This is a genomic window from Photobacterium leiognathi (assembly GCF_030685535.1).
Classification (GTDB): domain Bacteria; phylum Pseudomonadota; class Gammaproteobacteria; order Enterobacterales; family Vibrionaceae; genus Photobacterium; species Photobacterium leiognathi.
The window spans coordinates 406986-425755 of sequence record NZ_CP131601.1 but is presented as its reverse complement, the minus strand read 5'-3'; the positions used below and the strand labels follow the sequence as shown (position 1 = coordinate 425755).

Here is an 18770-nt window from a genome sequence, read left to right as displayed (position 1 = left end):
ATTATTTAATCAGCAACTAGATACAATACTAAGCTGGCTGTTGAATGATAACTTCATCCGCTTTCTTAATGTAATCTTCCATACGATGGAAGTTTAAGTAACGGTAAGTATCCGCCGCTGTTGCATCAATTTGCTTCGCGTACTCTAGGTATTCTTCCTTAGTTGGAATACGGCCTAAAATCGCACCTACCGCAGCAAGCTCTGCTGAAGATAGGTAAACATTGGCACCTGTACCTAAACGGTTCGGGAAGTTACGGGTTGATGTCGACATCACCGTCGCTTTATCTGCAACACGTGCTTGGTTACCCATACACAATGAACATCCCGGTGTTTCAATACGAACACCAGCACGTCCGAAGATACCGTAGTAACCTTCTTCTGTTAGTTGATCTTTATCCATCTTCGTTGGTGGTGCGACCCATAAACGCGTATCTAGCTGACCACCGAATTTCTCAAGCAGTTTACCTGCTGCACGGAAGTGACCAATGTTTGTCATACATGAACCGATGAACACTTCATCAATTTGTGTACCTTGAACGTCAGACAGTAAACGCGCATCATCCGGATCATTTGGCGCACATAGAATTGGCTGATCAATCTCTGCCAAATCAATTTCAATCACGTGAGCATATTCTGCATCGCTATCTGCGGTCATTAGTTCAGGATTAGCTAACCACTCTTCCATCGCGGTAATACGACGCTCAATGGTACGACGATCGCCATAACCTTCGGAGATCATCCACTTCAGCATCACGATGTTTGAGTTTAAGTATTCTGCAATCGACTCTTCAGAAAGCTTAACGGTACAACCTGCCGCACTTCGCTCTGCCGATGCATCTGATAGCTCAAATGCTTGCTCAACCGTTAGGTGCTCAACACCTTCGATCTCAAGTACTCGACCAGAGAATTCGTTGATCTTACCTGCTTTCTCAACCGTCAGTAGACCTTGCTGAATAGCAAAGTATGGGATCGCATGAACCAGATCACGTAGCGTAATACCTTCTTGCATCTCACCTTTAAAGCGAACCAGAATAGATTCAGGCATATCTAATGGCATAACACCTGTTGCCGCAGCAAAAGCGACAAGTCCAGAACCTGCAGGGAATGAAATACCTAATGGGAAACGGGTATGTGAGTCACCACCTGTACCGACTGTATCAGGCAGTAGCATACGGTTTAGCCATGAGTGAATAACACCATCACCAGGGCGAAGTGAGACACCACCACGGTTCATGATGAAATCTGGCAATGTATGGTGAGTGTTAACATCAATCGGTTTTGGATAAGCCGATGTGTGACAGAACGACTGCATCGTAAGTTCCGCTGAGAAACCAAGACACGCTAAGTCTTTTAGTTCATCACGAGTCATAGGGCTAGTAGTATCTTGCGAGCCAACCGTTGTCATTTTAGGCTCACAGTAAGTGCCCGGACGAACACCTTCAACACCACACGCTTTACCTACCATCTTCTGAGCAAGTGTGTAACCTTTACCGCTATCTTCTACTGCCACTGGGCGACGGAAGATTTCAGATGAAGGTAAACCTAATGATTGACGCGCACGATCAGTCAAACCACGGCCGATGATCAATGGAATACGACCACCTGCACGTACTTCATCAATCAGCACATCGGTTTTTAGCTCAAAGGTAGATACAAGCTCATCGCTATCGTGACGACGTACTTCGCCTTTAAATGGGTACACATCAATCACATCACCCATTGCCAGTTTCGTTACATCCACCTCAATTGGTAGTGCGCCAGCATCTTCCATGGTATTGAAGAAGATAGGTGCGATCTTACCACCTAGTACATAACCACCCGCACGCTTGTTCGGTACATAAGGGATATCATCACCCATAAACCAAAGTACTGAGTTCGTTGCAGACTTACGAGATGACCCCGTACCCACAACATCACCCACGTACACTAATTGATGACCTTTTTCTTTTAACGCTTCGATTTGTTTAATAGGACCTACAGAGCCCGCTTGATCCGGCACGATGCCATCACGCTCATTCTTCAGCATCGCAAGTGCGTGTAATGGAATATCAGGGCGAGACCATGCATCAGGTGCAGGTGATAAGTCATCGGTATTGGTTTCACCTGTCACTTTAAAGACAGTTAGCGTGATTTTTTCAGCCAGTGCTGGTTTTGATAAGAACCACTCAGCATCAGCCCATGATTGTAGAACTTGTTGAGCAAAAGCATTTCCAGCTTTTGCTTTTTCTTCTACATCGTAGAACGCATCAAACATCAGTAGCGTATGAGAGAGTGCTTTAACAGCAATAGGCGCAAGTGATCCATCATCAAGCAATGCAATTAATGGTTCGATGTTGTAGCCACCTTGCATTGTACCAAGTAGCTCAGCCGCTTTTTCTTTACTAACGATTGGCGATTGCGCTTCACCTTTAGTAACAGCAGCAAGGAAACCAGCTTTTACATAAGCGGCTTCATCAACACCTGGGGGAATACGATTTTCTAGTAAATCTAGTAGAACACTTTCTTCGCCTGCTGGCGGGTTCTTTAATAACTCAACAAGAGCGGCAACTTGTTCAGCATCCAATGGTTTAGCAACAACCCCTTCAGCAGCACGCTCTTCGACGTGTTTACGGTAGGCTTCAAGCACGACATATTCCTCATATTACGGCCTAGCTCTAGTGGCTAGACATCCTTGGAAGTAAGTGATCTCTGGATTCTTATCAATCTTGTTTTGCCAAATACCTTCTGAGCAAAAACCATTTAGTAGAGATCAGATCTGTGTAAACATCATACCATTTTTAACTTTAAGTTAAAAACTACTGCTTTTTTACAACATTCACATTTTAGAAAGAATCTTGTTTATAACTTCGATTCATTACCCTCAACAATAGATAAATAACATCATCAAACTGTTCCCTTTCACACTCAGTATCTATTCCAATTCTGCATTAAATATCCATTTTAGTGAGCAAAATCACTAAAGTTTTGCAACATACAAGCAGATACATAAGTGCGTATTTTACATTCACCGATAAATGGCATCACCGTTACTCCTTCGGTGAGATCATTACCCATAAATATAAGTCGTTTTATGAACTACAAACATTTAAGTATCAAAACCAAACTGATACTCGCAATTACCCTTGCTGTTTTGGCCTCAACTTCTTTAGTCAGTGTGATCAGCCAAAGTAAGGTTCGTGATGCCATTTCCACTCGTATCTTAGATCTAGAACTCCCAGCGATCTTGCATCAAATCCGAAACAATGTTGAAAAAGAAGTTACACAGATCCAATCTGCGGCAGAGCAACTGGCAAATAATAGTTATGTCATCGAAAGCGTATTAAGCGATAAAGCACCAACCGATAAAACGCGCTTGATTAAAGAATTACAGAATATTCAAAGCCAATATCACCTGTTAGATGTGTCTATCGCTAACCGTAATAATGGTGATTACTGGAATCAAAATGGTTTCTTACGCCAACTAACACCGCAGCAAGACCCATGGTTTTATAGTGCGATTAAGAGTAACCAAGCACGCACACTAAGCATTTTTAGAGAAAATAATGGCGAAGTGAAACTGTTTGTTAATTACCAACAAACCCACGGTGACACCCTTGCTGGCTTATCAAAATCACTCAATGACATGGCAAGCTTTATTAGCCAATTCAAAATTGAAGAGACGGGTTTTGTTTATTTAGTTGATGGTCGCGGTACAGTGAAAATTCACCGCAATAGCAACATGATGCTAAATAACAATTCAATCACTACACTATTTGACTCTAATATCGCATCTAAATTGTTAAACAAGCAAAGTTTCAGTGTGGTAGAAACCCTAAATAACAACGAAGAAGTGTTCTTAGCATCTAGTTATATTCCAGCCATGGATTGGTACGTCATTGGTGAGCTGCCGAAAAAAGAGGCCTATGCTGCACTTGCTCATATTCGTAACCAAGTCATTATTCTTACCTGTGTGATTGCTGCGATTTTCATTGTAATTGCCATATTCCTGGCTAGCAGTATTACTCGCCCGATCCAAAGACTAGCAGAAATGTTTAAAGACTTAGGCGAAGGTGATGGCGATTTACGCCACCGCTTAACGGTGGAAGGTAATGATGAACTTGCACAGTTATCAGCAGGTTTTAATGGCTTTATCGGTAAGATCCACCACTCGGTAACAGAAGTCGCCGAAACAGGTAATTCGCTACGCCAAGCGGCAGAATCTGTCGCTCATCAAGCGCAAATGACGTTAGATAACAGCCATAGTCAGCGTGACAGAACCCTGCAAGTTGTAACCGCGATTAATGAAATGGGTGCAACAGTCAATGAAATTGCCAGCAATGCCGCCCTAGCTGCTGAATCTACCCAACAAGCTGAGCAACAAACCCATGATGGTCAAACCGTCGTTGGACAAGCTCGCAACACCATTAATCAATTATCCTCTGATATTAGCCAAGTCAGTGAAGTGATTGATTCACTGGCAAGCAATACTCAATCAATTGGCAGCATTTTAGATGTGATCCGAGGGATCTCAGAGCAAACCAATTTACTTGCGTTAAATGCTGCCATTGAAGCGGCACGTGCAGGTGAACAAGGTCGTGGGTTTGCAGTGGTTGCCGATGAAGTACGAAGTCTTGCTAGCCGAACTGCTGATTCAACCGATGAAATCCAAGCAATGATCAATCGACTTCAACAAGAAGCCTCTAATGCAGTGACAGCGATGGAGCAAAGTCGTCAGCTATCAGAAGATGGTGTCTCAGCATCAGATCAAGCATCTACCGCCTTAGTTGCGATTTCTGAGCGCATTAGCTTAATTGCTGATATGAATACCCAAGTAGCTACTGCGACAGAAGAGCAATCAACTGTAGTACAAGATATAAACTGTAATATTGAAGAGATCAACGAAACAACCCAAATGACCGCAGATACCGCCGCACAACTGGCTGATTCAAGCCAAGCATTGCGCCAGCTATCGCAACGTCTGGATCATATGGTGAGTACGTTTAAATTGTAATAGCGAACACAAACTTCAGATAACAAAAAAGCGCCCTAAGGCGCTTTTTTTATTGTCATAAAAAGTAGTAATTACTTCTTACGCTTAACTGCTTTTGCATTTGGAAGGTCAGTGATAGAACCTTCAAATACTTCAGCTGCAAGACCAACAGATTCGTGTAGTGTTGGGTGAGCGTGGATAGTTAATGCGATATCTTCAGCATCACAACCCATCTCGATCGCTAGACCGATTTCACCTAGTAGTTCACCACCGTTAGTACCTACGATTGCACCACCGATCACACGGTGAGTGTCTTTGTCGAAGATCATCTTCGTCATACCGTCAGCACAGTCAGATGCGATTGCACGACCTGATGCAGCCCATGGGAAAGTCGCAACTTCGTAGTTGATACCTTCTGCTTTCGCTTCTTTTTCAGTCTTACCAACCCAAGCAACTTCTGGCTCAGTGTAAGCAATTGAAGGAATAACTTTAGGATCGAAGTAGTGCTTCTTACCAGAAATAACTTCAGCTGCCACGTGACCTTCATGCACACCTTTGTGAGCAAGCATAGGTTGACCTACGATATCACCGATAGCGTGGATGTGAGAAACATTGGTGCGCATTTGCTTATCAACATTGATGAAGCCACGCTCGTCAACATTGATACCCGCTTTTTCAGCGTCAATCAGTTTACCATTTGGTACACGACCGATAGCAACAAGAACAGCATCGTAACGTACAGGCTCAGCAGGTGCTTTCTTGCCTTCCATTGTTACGTAGATACCGTCTTCTTTTGCTTCAACTGCTGTTACTTTAGTTTCAAGCATCAGGTTGAATTTCTTCTCGATACGCTTAGTAAATACTTTAACGATATCTTTATCGGCAGCAGGGATCACTTGATCGAACATTTCAACAACGTCGATTTGAGAACCTAGTGCATGGTAAACCGTACCCATTTCAAGACCGATGATACCACCGCCCATTACAAGCAGTTTCTCAGGTACTTCTTTTAGCTCAAGCGCATCAGTTGAATCCCAAATACGTGGGTCGTGATGAGGAATGAACGGAAGTTCAATTGGGCGAGAACCCGCAGCTACGATAGCGTTATCGAAGTTAACAGTCGTTTGACCGTCAGCGCCTTCAACAACAATCGTGTTAGGACCAGTAAATTTACCGTAACCGTTAACAACGTTAACTTTACGCATCTTAGCCATACCGCCAAGACCGCCAGTTAGCTGAGTAATTACCTTATCTTTCCACAGACGGATCTTGTTGATGTCAGTTTGTGGTTCGCCAAAAACAACGCCGTGCTCAGCCATTGCTTTTGCTTCTTCGATAACTTTTGCTACGTGAAGTAGTGCTTTCGATGGGATACAACCCACGTTAAGACATACACCACCTAGTGTGTTGAATTTTTCAATTAGAACCGTATCTAGACCTAAGTCAGCGCAACGGAATGCAGCAGAGTAACCCGCAGGGCCTGAACCCAACACCACTACCTGGGCTTTAATTTCTTTACTCATTATGACCTCGTTGTAAGTCTTATATCCCTAACAAGCTATCAGGTAACTTTTACGTATTTATATACGTTTATCTTTCAGATGAATAACAAGTTTACAGACCTGTTAACAAGGTGAAAAATAAATTACCGCAGCCTGTGAGCTACACAACAATTCCATGCCTACGCATTGTAGGCATGGCGTTGTGGATGTGAAACCTTATAGTACTAAACGGCGAATGTCAGATAGACAACCGTTTAGGTAAGTGATGAAGCGTGCACCTTCAGCACCATCAATCACACGGTGATCGTATGATAGTGATAGTGGAAGCTGTAGACGCGGTTCAAACTCTTTACCGTTCCATACAGGTTTCATTTCAGACTTAGATACACCTAGGATACCTACTTCTGGTGCGTTCACGATTGGTGTGAATGCAGTACCACCTAAGCCACCAAGGCTAGAGATAGTAAAACAGCCACCTTGCATGTCAGATGCAGTTAGCTTACCAGCACGTGCTTTCTTAGAAACAGCCATTAGCTCTTCAGATAGCTCGTAGATACCTTTCTTGTTCACATCTTTAAATACAGGAACAACTAGACCGTTTGGCGTATCTACTGCGATACCGATGTTCACGTATTTCTTCAGGATCAAGCTCTCACCATCGTCAGATAGAGAAGAGTTGAATGAAGGGAATGCTTCAAGTGCTTTAGCAGCCGCTTTCATGATGAACACAAGTGGTGTGATCTTCATGCCAGAGTCTTTCTTCGCTTCAATCGCGTTTTGCTCTTTACGGAATGCTTCAAGCGCAGTGATATCTGCGTTATCCCACTGTGTAACGTGAGGGATCATTACCCAGTTACGGTGTAGGTTTGCACCAGAGATCTTCTTAATGCGAGACAGTGGCTTAACTTCAGTCTCACCAAACTTGCTGAAATCAACTTTCGGCCAAGGTAGTAGACCAAGCGCTGCGCCATCGCCTTTACCTGATACACCAGCACCAGACTCAAGACGCTTAAGTGCATCTTTAACGAAGTTTTGAACGTCTTCTTTAAGAACGCGGTTCTTACGGCCAGTACCTTTAACTTTCGCAAGGTTAACACCGAACTCACGTGCTAGACGGCGAACAACTGGTGATGCGTGTGCGTATTCGTTGTTTTCAACGAATTCACCTGCTGCTGCAGGTGCTTCAGCTTTTGCTGGAGCCGCCGCAGGTGCTGCTGCAGGAGCAGGCGCTGCCGCTTGAGCTACAGGAGCCGCTGCAGGTACTGCACCAGCCACTTCAAATACCATGATTAGTGAGCCAGTAGAAACCTTGTCGCCTTCTGCGATCTTGATTTCTTTTACTGTACCAGCGAATGGTGCAGGTACTTCCATAGAAGCCTTGTCACCTTCAACAGTGATTAGCGATTGCTCTTCTTCCACTGTATCGCCAACAGCGACCATGATTTCAGTAACTTCTACTTCGTCGCCACCGATATCTGGAACGTTAACTTCTTTCGCTGCAGATGCCGCAGGTGCTGCTGGAGCAGGCGCAGCCGCTTGAGCTACAGGTGCTGCTGCAGGTGCAGAGCCCGCCACTTCAAATACCATGATTAGAGAGCCAGTAGAAACCTTGTCGCCTTCTGCGATTTTGATTTCTTTAACTGTACCAGCGAACGGTGCAGGTACTTCCATAGAAGCCTTGTCACCTTCAACAGTAATTAGAGATTGCTCTTCTTCTACTGTATCGCCAACAGATACCATGATTTCAGTACATTCAACTTCATCACCACCGATATCTGGAACGTGAACTTCTTTCAGTTCAGCCGCTGCTGCTGGAGCTGGAGCAGCAGGCGCTGCTTCAGCCGCAGGAGCAGGTGCAGCGTCAGCTGCACCCTCGGCTTCGAAAATCATGATTAGAGAACCAGTAGAAACCGTGTCGCCTTCAGCAACTTTGATTTCTTTAACGATACCCGCTTGAGAAGCAGGAACTTCCATTGAAGCTTTATCGCCTTCAACAGTGATCAGTGATTGCTCTTCTTCAACCTTGTCGCCAACGCTAACAAGGATCTCAGTTACTTCAACCTCATCCGCACCGATGTCTGGTACATTAATTTCGATTGCCATTTTTAATTTGCCTCTTATGCGTATAGCGGGTTGATCTTGTCAGCGTCGATGTCGAACTTAGCAATTGCGTCTACAACTACAGAGCTATCGATATCGCCACGTTTAGCTAGTTCAGAAAGTGCAGCTACAACTACGTAACCTGCGTTCACTTCGAAGTGACGACGTAGGTTTGCACGGCTGTCAGAACGACCGAAACCGTCAGTACCAAGAACCTTGAAAGATTCTGATGGCATGAATGCACGTACTTGCTCAGCGTAGTTCTTCATGTAGTCAGTTGCAGCGATTGCTGGCTCAGAACCCATAGCAGTTGTTAGGTAAGGAACCTTCTTCTCTGCAGTTGGGTGAAGCATGTTGTAACGCTCACAATCTTGACCATCACGAGTTAGTTCGTTGAATGATGTTACAGAGTAAACATCAGACGCTACACCGTACTCTGCGCTTAGGATCTCTGCCGCTTTACGTACTTCGTTCATGATAGTACCAGAGCTCATTAGCTGAACTTTAGCTTTATCACCAGCGTGAGACTCAAGCTTGTAAATACCCTTACGAATGCCTTCTTCAGCGCCTTCTGGCATTGCTGGCATTGCGTAGTTTTCGTTCATCACTGTTAGGTAGTAGTAAATGTTTTCTTGGTTCTCACCGTACATACGGCGGATACCATCTTGCATGATTACTGCTAGCTCGTAAGCGAATGTTGGGTCGTAAGAAACACAGTTAGGAACAGTGTTTGCAAGAATGTGGCTGTGACCATCTTCATGCTGTAGACCTTCACCGTTTAGTGTTGTACGACCTGCAGTAGCACCTAATAGGAAACCACGTGCTTGTTGGTCACCTGCTAGCCATGCCATGTCACCAATACGTTGGAAACCGAACATTGAGTAGTAGATGTAGAATGGGATCATTGGTAGATCGTTGGTGCTGTAAGATGTTGCAGCAGCAACCCAAGATGCCATTGAACCTAGTTCGTTGATACCTTCTTGCAGTACCTGACCAGATGTCGCTTCTTTGTAGAAAGAAACGATGCCTTTATCTTCTGGCGTGTAAGTTTGACCTTCAGGGTTGTAGATACCAACCTGACGGAACAGACCTTCCATACCGAATGTACGTGCTTCGTCACAGATAATTGGAACGATATTCTTACCGATCGCTTTATCTTTAAGAAGAATGTTTAGCGCACGAACGTAAGCCATAGTCGTTGAGATTTCACGCTTCTGCTCAGTAAGTAGTGGCGCAAATGCTTCAAGCTCAGGCACTTGGAATTCTTGAGTAAACTTAGGATTACGCTTAGGTGTGTAACCGTGTAGCGCATCACGACGAGCGTGTAGGTAGTTAAACTCAGCAGAGCCTTCTTCTAGTTTTAGGTAAGGCAGAGACTTAATTTCTTCGTCAGAAATTAGATCTTGTAGACCTAGACGATCACGTAGGTATTGAACGTGAGTCATGTCCATCTTCTTAACACCGTGAGCGATGTTCTTACCTTCAGCTGCTTCACCCATGCCGTAACCTTTAACAGTCTTAGCTAGGATCACAGTTGGCTTACCGCTTGTTTCTTTTGCATTGTTAAATGCAGCAAATAGTTTCGAAGAATCGTGACCACCACGCTTCAATTCGAAGATTTGCTCATCAGTCATGTCAGAAACAAGTGCAGCTGTTTCAGGATACTTACCAAAGAAGTGCTCACGTACGTATGCACCATCTTTAGATTTGAATGTTTGGTAGTCACCATCGATAGTCTCGTTCATAAGCTGTAGAAGCTTACCAGACGTATCTTTCGCTAATAGTGCATCCCAGTTGTTGCCCCAGATAACCTTAACAACGTTCCAACCAGCACCTTTAAATAGACCTTCAAGCTCTTGAATGATCTTGCCGTTACCCATTACTGGGCCGTCTAGACGCTGTAGGTTACAGTTAATTAGGAAACATAGGTTGTCTAGTTTCTCACGCGCAGCGAAAGAAATAGCACCACGTGATTCTGGCTCATCCATCTCACCATCGCCCAAGAACGCGTATACACGCTGAGCAGAAGTGTCTTTAAGACCACGGCCTTCAAGGTACTTAAGGAAACGAGCTTGGTAGATAGCAGAAATTGGACCTAGACCCATAGATACAGTAGGGAACTGCCAGAATTCAGGCATTAGTTTAGGGTGTGGGTATGAAGGAATACCTTTACCATCAACTTCTTGACGGAAGTTATCTAGCTGCTCTTCAGTTAGACGACCTTCAACAAACGCACGAGAGTAAATCCCTGGAGAGATGTGACCTTGGTAGTACACTAAGTCGCCGCCATCAACGTCGTTAGGCGCACGGAAGAAGTGGTTGAAACATACTTCGTAGAAAGCAGATGCAGACTGGTAAGAAGCCATGTAGTCACCTAGGTCTAAATCTTTCTTAGAAGCACGTAGAACGATCATGATTGCGTTCCAACGGATGATAGAACGGATACGACGCTCTAATGTTACATCACCTGGGTATGCTGGTTCTTGTGCTGCTGGAATAGTGTTGATGTAGTTCGTTGTGATGCCAGTTGGCATATCAACACCATCTAAACGAGCTTTTTCTAACACTGTTTCAAGTAAGAACTGTGCGCGTTCTACACCTTCTTCACGAACGACTGATTCAAGCGCTTCTAGCCAATCTTGAGTTTCCAGTACATCCACGTCATTTTTCATGACTTCAGACATGCGATCTATCCTTTCGTTGATAATCTACTAACAATGTCGCGACTAGGTTAAGCAGTAAATTAGGGATGCTTTACTCTAGCCCGTCCTTGCGCTGTTGAATCCGACGAAGAGAGCGTTCACGTCTGCTATCTTCACGCGATAAATCCAACAAGGTTTCCTCGATGTAAGCCAAATGTGCGTGCGATGCTTCACGGGCCTTTTCTGGTTCACCAGAAACAATCGCCTGCACAATATTAGCTCGGTGCTTTCTTACTTTCTCCACCACTTCAGGTCGGCGGTTTAGGAGTTCGAAATTTTGTAATACGTTTTGCTCAAGTAGTGGCGCTAAGCTGCGAATGATATGTAGCAACACCACGTTATGAGCCGATTCTGTTACCGCAATAAGATATTGCATCACAGCAGATGCTTCAGCCGGTAAATCCCCTTGCTGCTGCGCCTCTTGGATACGCTGGTGACAATCTCGAATGCGAACAAAATCTTCGTCGTTACCTCGCAATGCCGCAAAATAAGAGGCTAACCCCTCAAGCGCATGGCGAGATTCCAATAAGTCTAATTGTGTTTCCGGATGAGTCGCTAACAAATCCAATAAAGGCTCTGAAAAACTTTGCCACAACTTTTCTTTTACGAATGTCCCGCCACCTTGGCGACGAGTGAGCAAATGTTTTGCCTCTAAACGTTGGATCGCTTCACGAACGGACGGACGGGAAACATCGAATTGTTTTGCCAACTCTCGCTCTGGAGGTAATTGCTGACCCGGAGATAAAATCCCTTCGAGGATCAAGCGCTCCAACTCCTGCTCAATAGCATCGGAAAGCTTAGGTTGTTTAATGCGTTTATAAGTCATTTTTATCGACGCTTCTTGTATAAAACCCGTTTCATAAAGTCCGAATCATCGGATAATTGGTATTACCAATTAATTTATAGCAGCAAAGTGTACAGAAATAATCGAGGATGTCCACATACAACTTGATTGAAATCATAGAACGCAGCAGGTTTTAACAAAAATTTAAAATCCTGACTTATTACTAATACATTAGTCATTCAAAGCCAGATACAGGAAGGTAACGAAAAGTATGACAAATAAGGAGGGAAACGATGAAAATTGGTCTTACCAATTTGACCAATTTCCATACGTAAATAAAACTTTAGTCTAATAACTATGCTTTTAAAGCTTATTTTTAAAACGTAACCAGTCAAAAGACAACCCAGGATCTGTCTTGCGTCCAGGTGCAATAAACTCATGACTAGTAACACGCTCTCGTGTAATTGCAGGATATCTAGACATCAACATTTGAGTCAATTTGGTTAAAATTTGGTATTGCTCATCGGTGTAAGGGATATTATCCGTCCCTTCTAGCTCAATACCAATCGAAAAATCATTACACTTATCACGTTCTTCAAATTTTGATACGCCAGCATGCCATGCGCGCTGATTAAACGGTACGAACTGCACTATCTCACCATCTCGACGGATCAAACAGTGAGCTGAGACGCGAAATTGATGAATGATTTCAAAATACGGATCATCGTTAGGGTTTAATTTCCCCGTGAACAATTGCTCAATATAAGGACCACCAAACTTACCCGGCGGCAAACTAATGTTATGCACCACTAGCAACGACATTTCATCTGTAGGTCGAGTGTCACAAAAAGGTGACAGTACACGCCTTGCCGTTGTTACCCAATGATCATCATTAATCATTAACGTCATAGTTCACCTTCATCTCTATTGAGTCACTAAAATTAGATTTGAAGGTAAAGTATCACTAGCTTATAGCCAAAAGCCAATTTCCTCTCATCACTTTCGCCTATCACAGCAATAGATATAATCACGGTTAACATGGGATTAACCCTTCTTTACTTTATCCCTACACTATCTCACGGTATGATTTAGCCATGATCCGCAGCATAGTTTGGCTGCAAAACCTGTAATGGATACCGCATTAGATATGGAACACAAACACGACAGCAGTGCTCGCCTTGCCTACCTAAAACAACTTCTACCATTAGAAATCACCCGTACTGTCGCAGATACACTACGTGAAGATCTTGGTGGCGAGATCGATCCTAACCTCGACATTACCGCAGGGTTAATTCCAGCCGATAGCCAAGGAGTAGCGACCATTATTACCCGTGAACACGGTGTGTTCTGCGGCAAAATGTGGGCTGATGAAGTGTTTAAACAATTAGGTGGTGAAGTCACTATTGAATGGCAGGTAGAAGATGGTGATGTAGTCGAGCCAAATCAAACCTTGTGTGCTCTATCTGGCCCTTCTCGCATTCTGCTAACAGGCGAGCGTAATGCGATGAACTTTATCCAAACCCTATCAGGCTGTGCCACCTTAACCGCACAATATGTTAAGCAACTGGAAGGCACTAATACTCGTTTGCTTGATACCCGAAAAACTATTCCAGGGCTTCGCAGCGCACTAAAATATGCAGTAACCTGTGGCGGCGGTTTTAATCACCGTATTGGGGTGTTTGATGCGTACCTTATTAAAGAAAACCACATCATCGCTTGTGGCGGTATTAAGCAAGCTATTACAACAGCCAAACAGCTCAACCCAAACAAACCAGTTGAAGTAGAAACGGAAAGCCTTGATGAGCTAAAACAGGCCATTGAAGCTTGTGCTGACATTGTGATGTTAGATAACTTTAATTTAGAAATGATGCGTGAAGCGGTGGCATTTAACGCAGGACGTGTGGCATTAGAAAACTCAGGTGATATTACTCTAAGCAATATCCGAGAGTGTGCGGAAACGGGGGTAGATTATATTTCGGTAGGCGCACTGACTAAGCACGTAAAAGCCCTGGATCTTTCCATGCGTTTCAAATAAAGGTGTTCTAAATAATACACTCAAGCATATAACTTGCCTTAACAGAGTTATATGACCCTTTTATTTAACTAATACATCTATTTATAAAGAAAGAGAAGAATAACTACTGATTTTTCTCTTTCTATCTCACATCTTACTGAATATTATAAAAATCAAATGTAATTACGCGCGGTTACTCGCTTTGAATATTGCAACTTATGCAACACTCAATATTTTTTTTTAACCCGCACCGAGCTATCTCTTTTTCGTTATTCACTCTAACAGTAAAGCCTCTATCCTGAACTTAATTCCATTCGCGAATTTATGAGTTAACGCATTTATTATTTTGTTACTTAAGGACAGAGAAATGAAAAAACAACAGGGTTTTACTCTTATTGAATTAATGATCGTAGTTGCGATCATTGGTGTTTTATCTGCTATTGCCATCCCAGCATATCAAGATTATGTTAAACGAACAGAAGCAGCTTCTGGTTTAGCTACTGTTAAAGGATTAATCACAAGTTATGAATTATTCCTACAAGAAAATGGCAGCACAACAGCGCCGACTCTGGTTGAATTAGGAACAACAGAAACAGCAAACAATCTTGCTAAGATTTCCGTTCCAGACGCCTCTTCATTACTACTTACATTCCAACCTAATTCAGCATTAAACGGTAAAATAATTCGATATACTAAAGCAACAGCCACTTCAACAGCAGCTCCAACCTGGTCATGTACACATGATACTGGAGTTGCTTTGAAATCTTGTACACCTTAATAATTGTATGCAAACCAACCTCGCTTCTATCTTAGCTCAAGCTAATTTAATTAGCCCAGAGCAAGAACAACAAGTGGTCGAGTTTGTGACGGCGGAAGGGATTAACGTCCCGACCGCCTTAACCCGTTTAGGCATACTTAATGACCTAGATTTAGCCGATAACCTAGCTAATTTATTTGGGCTACAAAAAGTCGATGTTCACCACTACGACTATGATGGTTGCTGTCAAAGTGTTTACCAACGTGAATTAGTACTGCGCCACCGCGCCCTACCGCTAACCCAAGATGCCAATAGCTTATTTTTGGGCGTCAGCGATCCCACCAATATGGATGCGCAAGACGAATTTCGTTTTGCGGTAGGTAAAACTGTTGAGTTTCTAATTTTAGAAAACAAACAATTAGAATCTGCCATTCGCCGTGTTTACGGTAGCGATATTGGTGAAACTAGCCATAGCAAACAAGTCAGTGACGCCGATTTAGGTGAGCTGGTTGATATCAACGATGCCGAGCTTGATGAAGCGACAGATTTAACCCAAGACAGTGCACCTGTAACCCGTTACATCAACCAAGTATTATTAGATGCCGTGCGTCGTAAAGCCTCTGATATTCACTTTGAACCCTACGAGCATAACTACCGGATTCGTTTTCGCTGTGACGGTATACTGCACCAGCATTTAACGCCACCTGCGAGTTTGTCACGCCGTTTATCAACTCGTTTGAAGGTGATGTCAAAGCTCAACATTGCCGAACGTCGCCAACCGCAAGACGGACGTATCAAGTTAAAACTATCAGATACCTTAGCGATAGATTTGCGTGTCTCTACCCTACCAACCCTGTGGGGTGAAAAAGTGGTACTGCGAATATTAGATAGCTCTTCGGCAAATCTTGATATCAATATTCTCGGTTACAACGACAAGCAAAAATCCGATTATTTAACTGCCCTTGAACGCCCACAGGGGATGATATTAATTACAGGCCCTACTGGTAGTGGTAAAACTGTTTCGCTTTATACCGGGCTCAATATTTTAAATACCGATGAGCGCAATATTTCTACCGCCGAAGATCCGGTGGAAATTAACTTACCCGGTATTAACCAAGTACAAATTAATCAGCAAGTCGGTTTAAGCTTTGCCGATGCGCTGCGTTCATTTCTACGCCAAGATCCTGACATCGTGATGGTCGGTGAGATCCGTGATTTAGAAACCGCCTCTATTGCCGTAAAAGCCGCCCAAACTGGTCACTTGGTATTGTCTACCCTACATACTAACTCTGCAGCCGAAACCATTACCCGTTTAACCAATATGGGAGTGGAAGATTTTAACCTTGCTTCATCGCTGAGTTTAATCATTGCCCAGCGTCTTGCCCGTCGTTTATGTAAAAGCTGTAAACACCCTCACCCGCTAGATGAAATCACTTGCCAGCGTTTAAACGTGCCGCTCAATACCACGGTTTATCAAGCCAACAATGCAGGTTGTGATGATTGTAATAAAGGCTATACCGGACGTGTCGGTATTTATGAAGTGATGGTATTTAGCCGCGAAATAGCCGAAGCCTTAATGGCAAATGCCACTGCATTACAACTCGAAGATATTGCTGTTAAACAAGGTATGCAACGCTTAAAAGATTCAGGCATCGAAAAGTTACTTGAAGGCGTAACTAGCCTATCTGAACTGCAACGTGTATTACAGCTTTAATAATAATTTTCTTTTGATATGGATATTAATAGAGAGTCCCGCTTATGAGTACAGCTGCCACTAAAATTCGCTATTACAACTGGCGTGGAACCAACCAAGCAGGGCGTAAAGTTTCAGGCACAACATTAGGCTTTCAAGAACAGGAAGTTCGCCAACAACTGCTTGAACAAAAGATCATTATTAAGAAAATAAAGAAAACCTCGCCTTCGATTTTGGCAAAAATGCGCGACCAAATGAAAGGGGAAGATGTCACCGCAGTCACCCGCCAGCTTGCCACCATGATTGAATCCGGTGTTCCTGTTGTTCAAGCCTTGCAATTAATGGCAAGCAGTTATAACAAAGCTGAAATGCGCGCCACCTTATTGCAAATCACCACCCAAGTAGAATCAGGCGCTTCCCTTTCCAGTGCCATGCGCTCTAGCTCGCCACTATTTGATAAATTCTACTGTGATTTAGTAGCAACTGGTGAGCAAACTGGTCACCTCGGGCAAGTCTTTGCCCGTATTGCAGTTTACCGTGAAAAAAACGAAGCCATGCGTAAAAAAGTCATCAAAGCCATGATTTACCCATCCATGGTGATGCTAACGGCTGTGCTGGTAACTGTTCTAATGCTGGTTTTTGTTATCCCGCAATTTGCCCAGATATTTTCAAGCTTTGGCGCTGAATTGCCTTTCTTTACTCAAATCGTCATGCATGCATCAGACTTTCTTATTGCCTATGGCACCTATATGGCAATAGGTATTGCATCGATTGTTTTTCTCTACCGTTATTTTTATAAGAAGTCGGACGATTTTCGCTATAAATCCAATAAGTTTGTATTAAAACTGCCTATCTTTGGTGATGTATTACTCAAAGCCACCATTGCCCGTTTTGCCCGCACTTTAGCTACTACTTTTATGGCAGGTATTCCGCTGCTATCAGGTATTCAATCAGCAGGGAGAACCTGTGGCAACTTATACATTGAAAGAGCCATTGAAGAAGTTTATGAAAGTACCGCTGGCGGTATGCCTTTGTATTTAGCACTACGTCAGTCGGGCGTTTTTCCAGAGCTTATGCTGCAAATGGTAATGATCGGTGAAGAATCTGGTGCGCTTGATGACATGCTCAATAAAATGGCGCAAATCTATGAAGCAGATGTCGATAATACCGTTGATAACCTTGATCAAATTTTAGAGCCTTTCATCATCATTATTCTGGGTGGCTTGATCGGTGGCTTACTGGTAGCGATGTATATGCCAATTTTCACCTTAATGAGTGTTATCGGTTAATTCTTTTTTACTTATCTCCCCTCCCATCGGCTAGGATCACCTAGCCGATTGCCTTACAATAACTTCATCATTTTTAAGAGATCCTCTCATGGCAGTACTTGATTATTACCCTTGGCTTTACCCTCTTTTTGCCGTTATTTTTGGTTTGCTTGTCGGTAGCTTTTTAAACGTGGTGATCTATCGCCTGCCTATCATGATGGAGCGTCAATGGCGTCAGGAATGCCAAGAGTGTTTCCCTGAAATCAACGCAGAGCAAAACGACAGTGTATTTAATTTGAGTGTGCCACGTTCACGCTGCCCGCACTGTAATCATGCTATTAGCGCGCTAGAAAATATTCCAGTGATCAGTTGGCTAGTACTTGGCGGCAAATGCAAAGAATGCAAAGCACCGATCAGTAAACGCTACCCTGCTATTGAGTTACTGACAGCTGCAATGAGCTTAACCGTATCATTAATGTTGCCACCATCTTGGTGGTCACTGGCAGTGATCTTTTTTACCTTCGCGTTAATCGCACTAACCTTTATCGATATCGATAAAATGCTACTGCCCGATCAAATCACCTTGCCATTAATGTGGACGGGTATCTTATTATCGGTAGCTGGTATTAGTCCTGTATCGCTAACCGATTCAGTGATCGGTGCGATGGCTGGTTATTTATCGCTGTGGAGTGTGTTCTGGGTATTTAAACTGCTAACTAAAAAAGATGGCATGGGCTACGGTGACTTCAAACTACTTGCCGCATTAGGTGCATGGCTTGGCTGGCAATTACTGCCTTTCGTTGTGTTATTATCATCTCTTGTCGGTGCGCTATGTGGCCTTGTATTACTTAAGATGCAAGACGCTGATAACCAAACGCCATTCTCATTTGGCCCTTACCTTGCTATTGCTGGATGGATCGCAATGCTTTGGGGCACACCAATTATCGACTGGTATTTAACATCATACTTAGGAATGTAATT

Annotated in this window: 12 protein-coding genes; 6 read left to right on the top strand and 6 right to left on the bottom strand. The window is 43.5% G+C overall.

What is annotated here, in order from left to right:
• Nucleotides 1–28: 28 nt before the first annotated feature.
• Nucleotides 29–2626 (bottom strand): bifunctional aconitate hydratase 2/2-methylisocitrate dehydratase, encoded by a 2598-nt coding sequence (gene acnB, locus Q7674_RS08875; protein ID WP_305423577.1) that lies wholly within the window; start codon nucleotides 2624–2626, stop codon nucleotides 29–31.
• Nucleotides 2627–3070: 444 nt separating this feature from the next.
• Between acnB and Q7674_RS08870 the strand changes: the two genes are divergently transcribed.
• On the top strand, nucleotides 3071–4990 hold the full coding sequence (locus Q7674_RS08870; protein WP_045063155.1) for a methyl-accepting chemotaxis protein: 1920 nt from the start codon (nucleotides 3071–3073) through the stop codon (nucleotides 4988–4990).
• Nucleotides 4991–5061: 71 nt separating this feature from the next.
• On the opposite strand, the gene lpdA is transcribed toward Q7674_RS08870, so the two are convergent.
• The 5 genes from lpdA to ampD all read right to left on the bottom strand — a co-directional run bounded on the left by lpdA (nucleotide 5062) and on the right by ampD (nucleotide 12966).
• Entirely contained in the window at nucleotides 5062–6492 is a 1431-nt protein-coding gene (gene lpdA, locus Q7674_RS08865) for a dihydrolipoyl dehydrogenase (RefSeq protein ID WP_008987928.1), read from the bottom strand.
• 195 nt (nucleotides 6493–6687) lie between these two features.
• Entirely contained in the window at nucleotides 6688–8574 is a 1887-nt protein-coding gene (gene aceF, locus Q7674_RS08860) for a pyruvate dehydrogenase complex dihydrolipoyllysine-residue acetyltransferase (protein ID WP_045063156.1), read from the bottom strand.
• A 14-nt stretch (nucleotides 8575–8588) separates the two neighbouring features.
• Nucleotides 8589–11255, bottom strand: a complete 2667-nt coding sequence (gene aceE, locus Q7674_RS08855) for a pyruvate dehydrogenase (acetyl-transferring), homodimeric type (protein WP_305423575.1) — start codon at nucleotides 11253–11255, stop codon at nucleotides 8589–8591.
• Between the two features lie 70 nt (nucleotides 11256–11325).
• Complete coding sequence (gene pdhR, locus Q7674_RS08850; RefSeq protein ID WP_008987925.1) at nucleotides 11326–12099, bottom strand: pyruvate dehydrogenase complex transcriptional repressor PdhR; 774 nt, start codon at nucleotides 12097–12099, stop codon at nucleotides 11326–11328.
• Between the two features lie 321 nt (nucleotides 12100–12420).
• The gene (gene ampD, locus Q7674_RS08845; protein ID WP_305423574.1) at nucleotides 12421–12966 is read right to left on the bottom strand and encodes a 1,6-anhydro-N-acetylmuramyl-L-alanine amidase AmpD; all 546 of its coding nucleotides are present in this window, start codon (nucleotides 12964–12966) and stop codon (nucleotides 12421–12423) included.
• 238 nt (nucleotides 12967–13204) lie between these two features.
• Between ampD and nadC the strand changes: the two genes are divergently transcribed.
• From nadC to Q7674_RS08820, 5 genes are all read left to right on the top strand, one after another.
• On the top strand, nucleotides 13205–14092 hold the full coding sequence (gene nadC, locus Q7674_RS08840; RefSeq protein WP_305424120.1) for a carboxylating nicotinate-nucleotide diphosphorylase: 888 nt from the start codon (nucleotides 13205–13207) through the stop codon (nucleotides 14090–14092).
• Nucleotides 14093–14438: 346 nt separating this feature from the next.
• A complete protein-coding gene (locus Q7674_RS08835) occupies nucleotides 14439–14849 on the top strand; it encodes a pilin (protein WP_045063158.1) in 411 nt (136 codons plus the stop codon).
• Nucleotides 14850–14856: 7 nt separating this feature from the next.
• Nucleotides 14857–16542 (top strand): type IV-A pilus assembly ATPase PilB, encoded by a 1686-nt coding sequence (gene pilB, locus Q7674_RS08830; RefSeq protein ID WP_045063159.1) that lies wholly within the window; start codon nucleotides 14857–14859, stop codon nucleotides 16540–16542.
• A 44-nt stretch (nucleotides 16543–16586) separates the two neighbouring features.
• Complete coding sequence (locus Q7674_RS08825) at nucleotides 16587–17810, top strand: type II secretion system F family protein (RefSeq protein WP_305423573.1); 1224 nt, start codon at nucleotides 16587–16589, stop codon at nucleotides 17808–17810.
• Nucleotides 17811–17898: 88 nt separating this feature from the next.
• A complete protein-coding gene (locus tag Q7674_RS08820; protein WP_045063161.1) occupies nucleotides 17899–18768 on the top strand; it encodes a prepilin peptidase in 870 nt (289 codons plus the stop codon).
• Nucleotides 18769–18770: the final 2 nt, after the last annotated feature.

Excerpts from the sequence above, each read along its gene's own strand:
- aceF (WP_045063156.1), bottom strand. The coding sequence starts at position 8,574 with ATGGCAATCGAAATTAATGTACCAGACATCGGTGCGGATGAGGTTGAA.
- aceE (WP_305423575.1), bottom strand. The coding sequence starts at position 11,255 with ATGTCTGAAGTCATGAAAAATGACGTGGATGTACTGGAAACTCAAGAT.
- lpdA (WP_008987928.1), bottom strand. The coding sequence starts at position 6,492 with ATGAGTAAAGAAATTAAAGCCCAGGTAGTGGTGTTGGGTTCAGGCCCT.
- Q7674_RS08870 (WP_045063155.1), top strand. The coding sequence starts at position 3,071 with ATGAACTACAAACATTTAAGTATCAAAACCAAACTGATACTCGCAATT.
- Q7674_RS08825 (WP_305423573.1), top strand. The coding sequence starts at position 16,587 with ATGAGTACAGCTGCCACTAAAATTCGCTATTACAACTGGCGTGGAACC.
- ampD (WP_305423574.1), bottom strand. The coding sequence starts at position 12,966 with ATGACGTTAATGATTAATGATGATCATTGGGTAACAACGGCAAGGCGT.
- Q7674_RS08835 (WP_045063158.1), top strand. The coding sequence starts at position 14,439 with ATGAAAAAACAACAGGGTTTTACTCTTATTGAATTAATGATCGTAGTT.
- nadC (WP_305424120.1), top strand. The coding sequence starts at position 13,205 with ATGGAACACAAACACGACAGCAGTGCTCGCCTTGCCTACCTAAAACAA.
- Q7674_RS08820 (WP_045063161.1), top strand. The coding sequence starts at position 17,899 with ATGGCAGTACTTGATTATTACCCTTGGCTTTACCCTCTTTTTGCCGTT.
- pilB (WP_045063159.1), top strand. The coding sequence starts at position 14,857 with ATGCAAACCAACCTCGCTTCTATCTTAGCTCAAGCTAATTTAATTAGC.
- pdhR (WP_008987925.1), bottom strand. The coding sequence starts at position 12,099 with ATGACTTATAAACGCATTAAACAACCTAAGCTTTCCGATGCTATTGAG.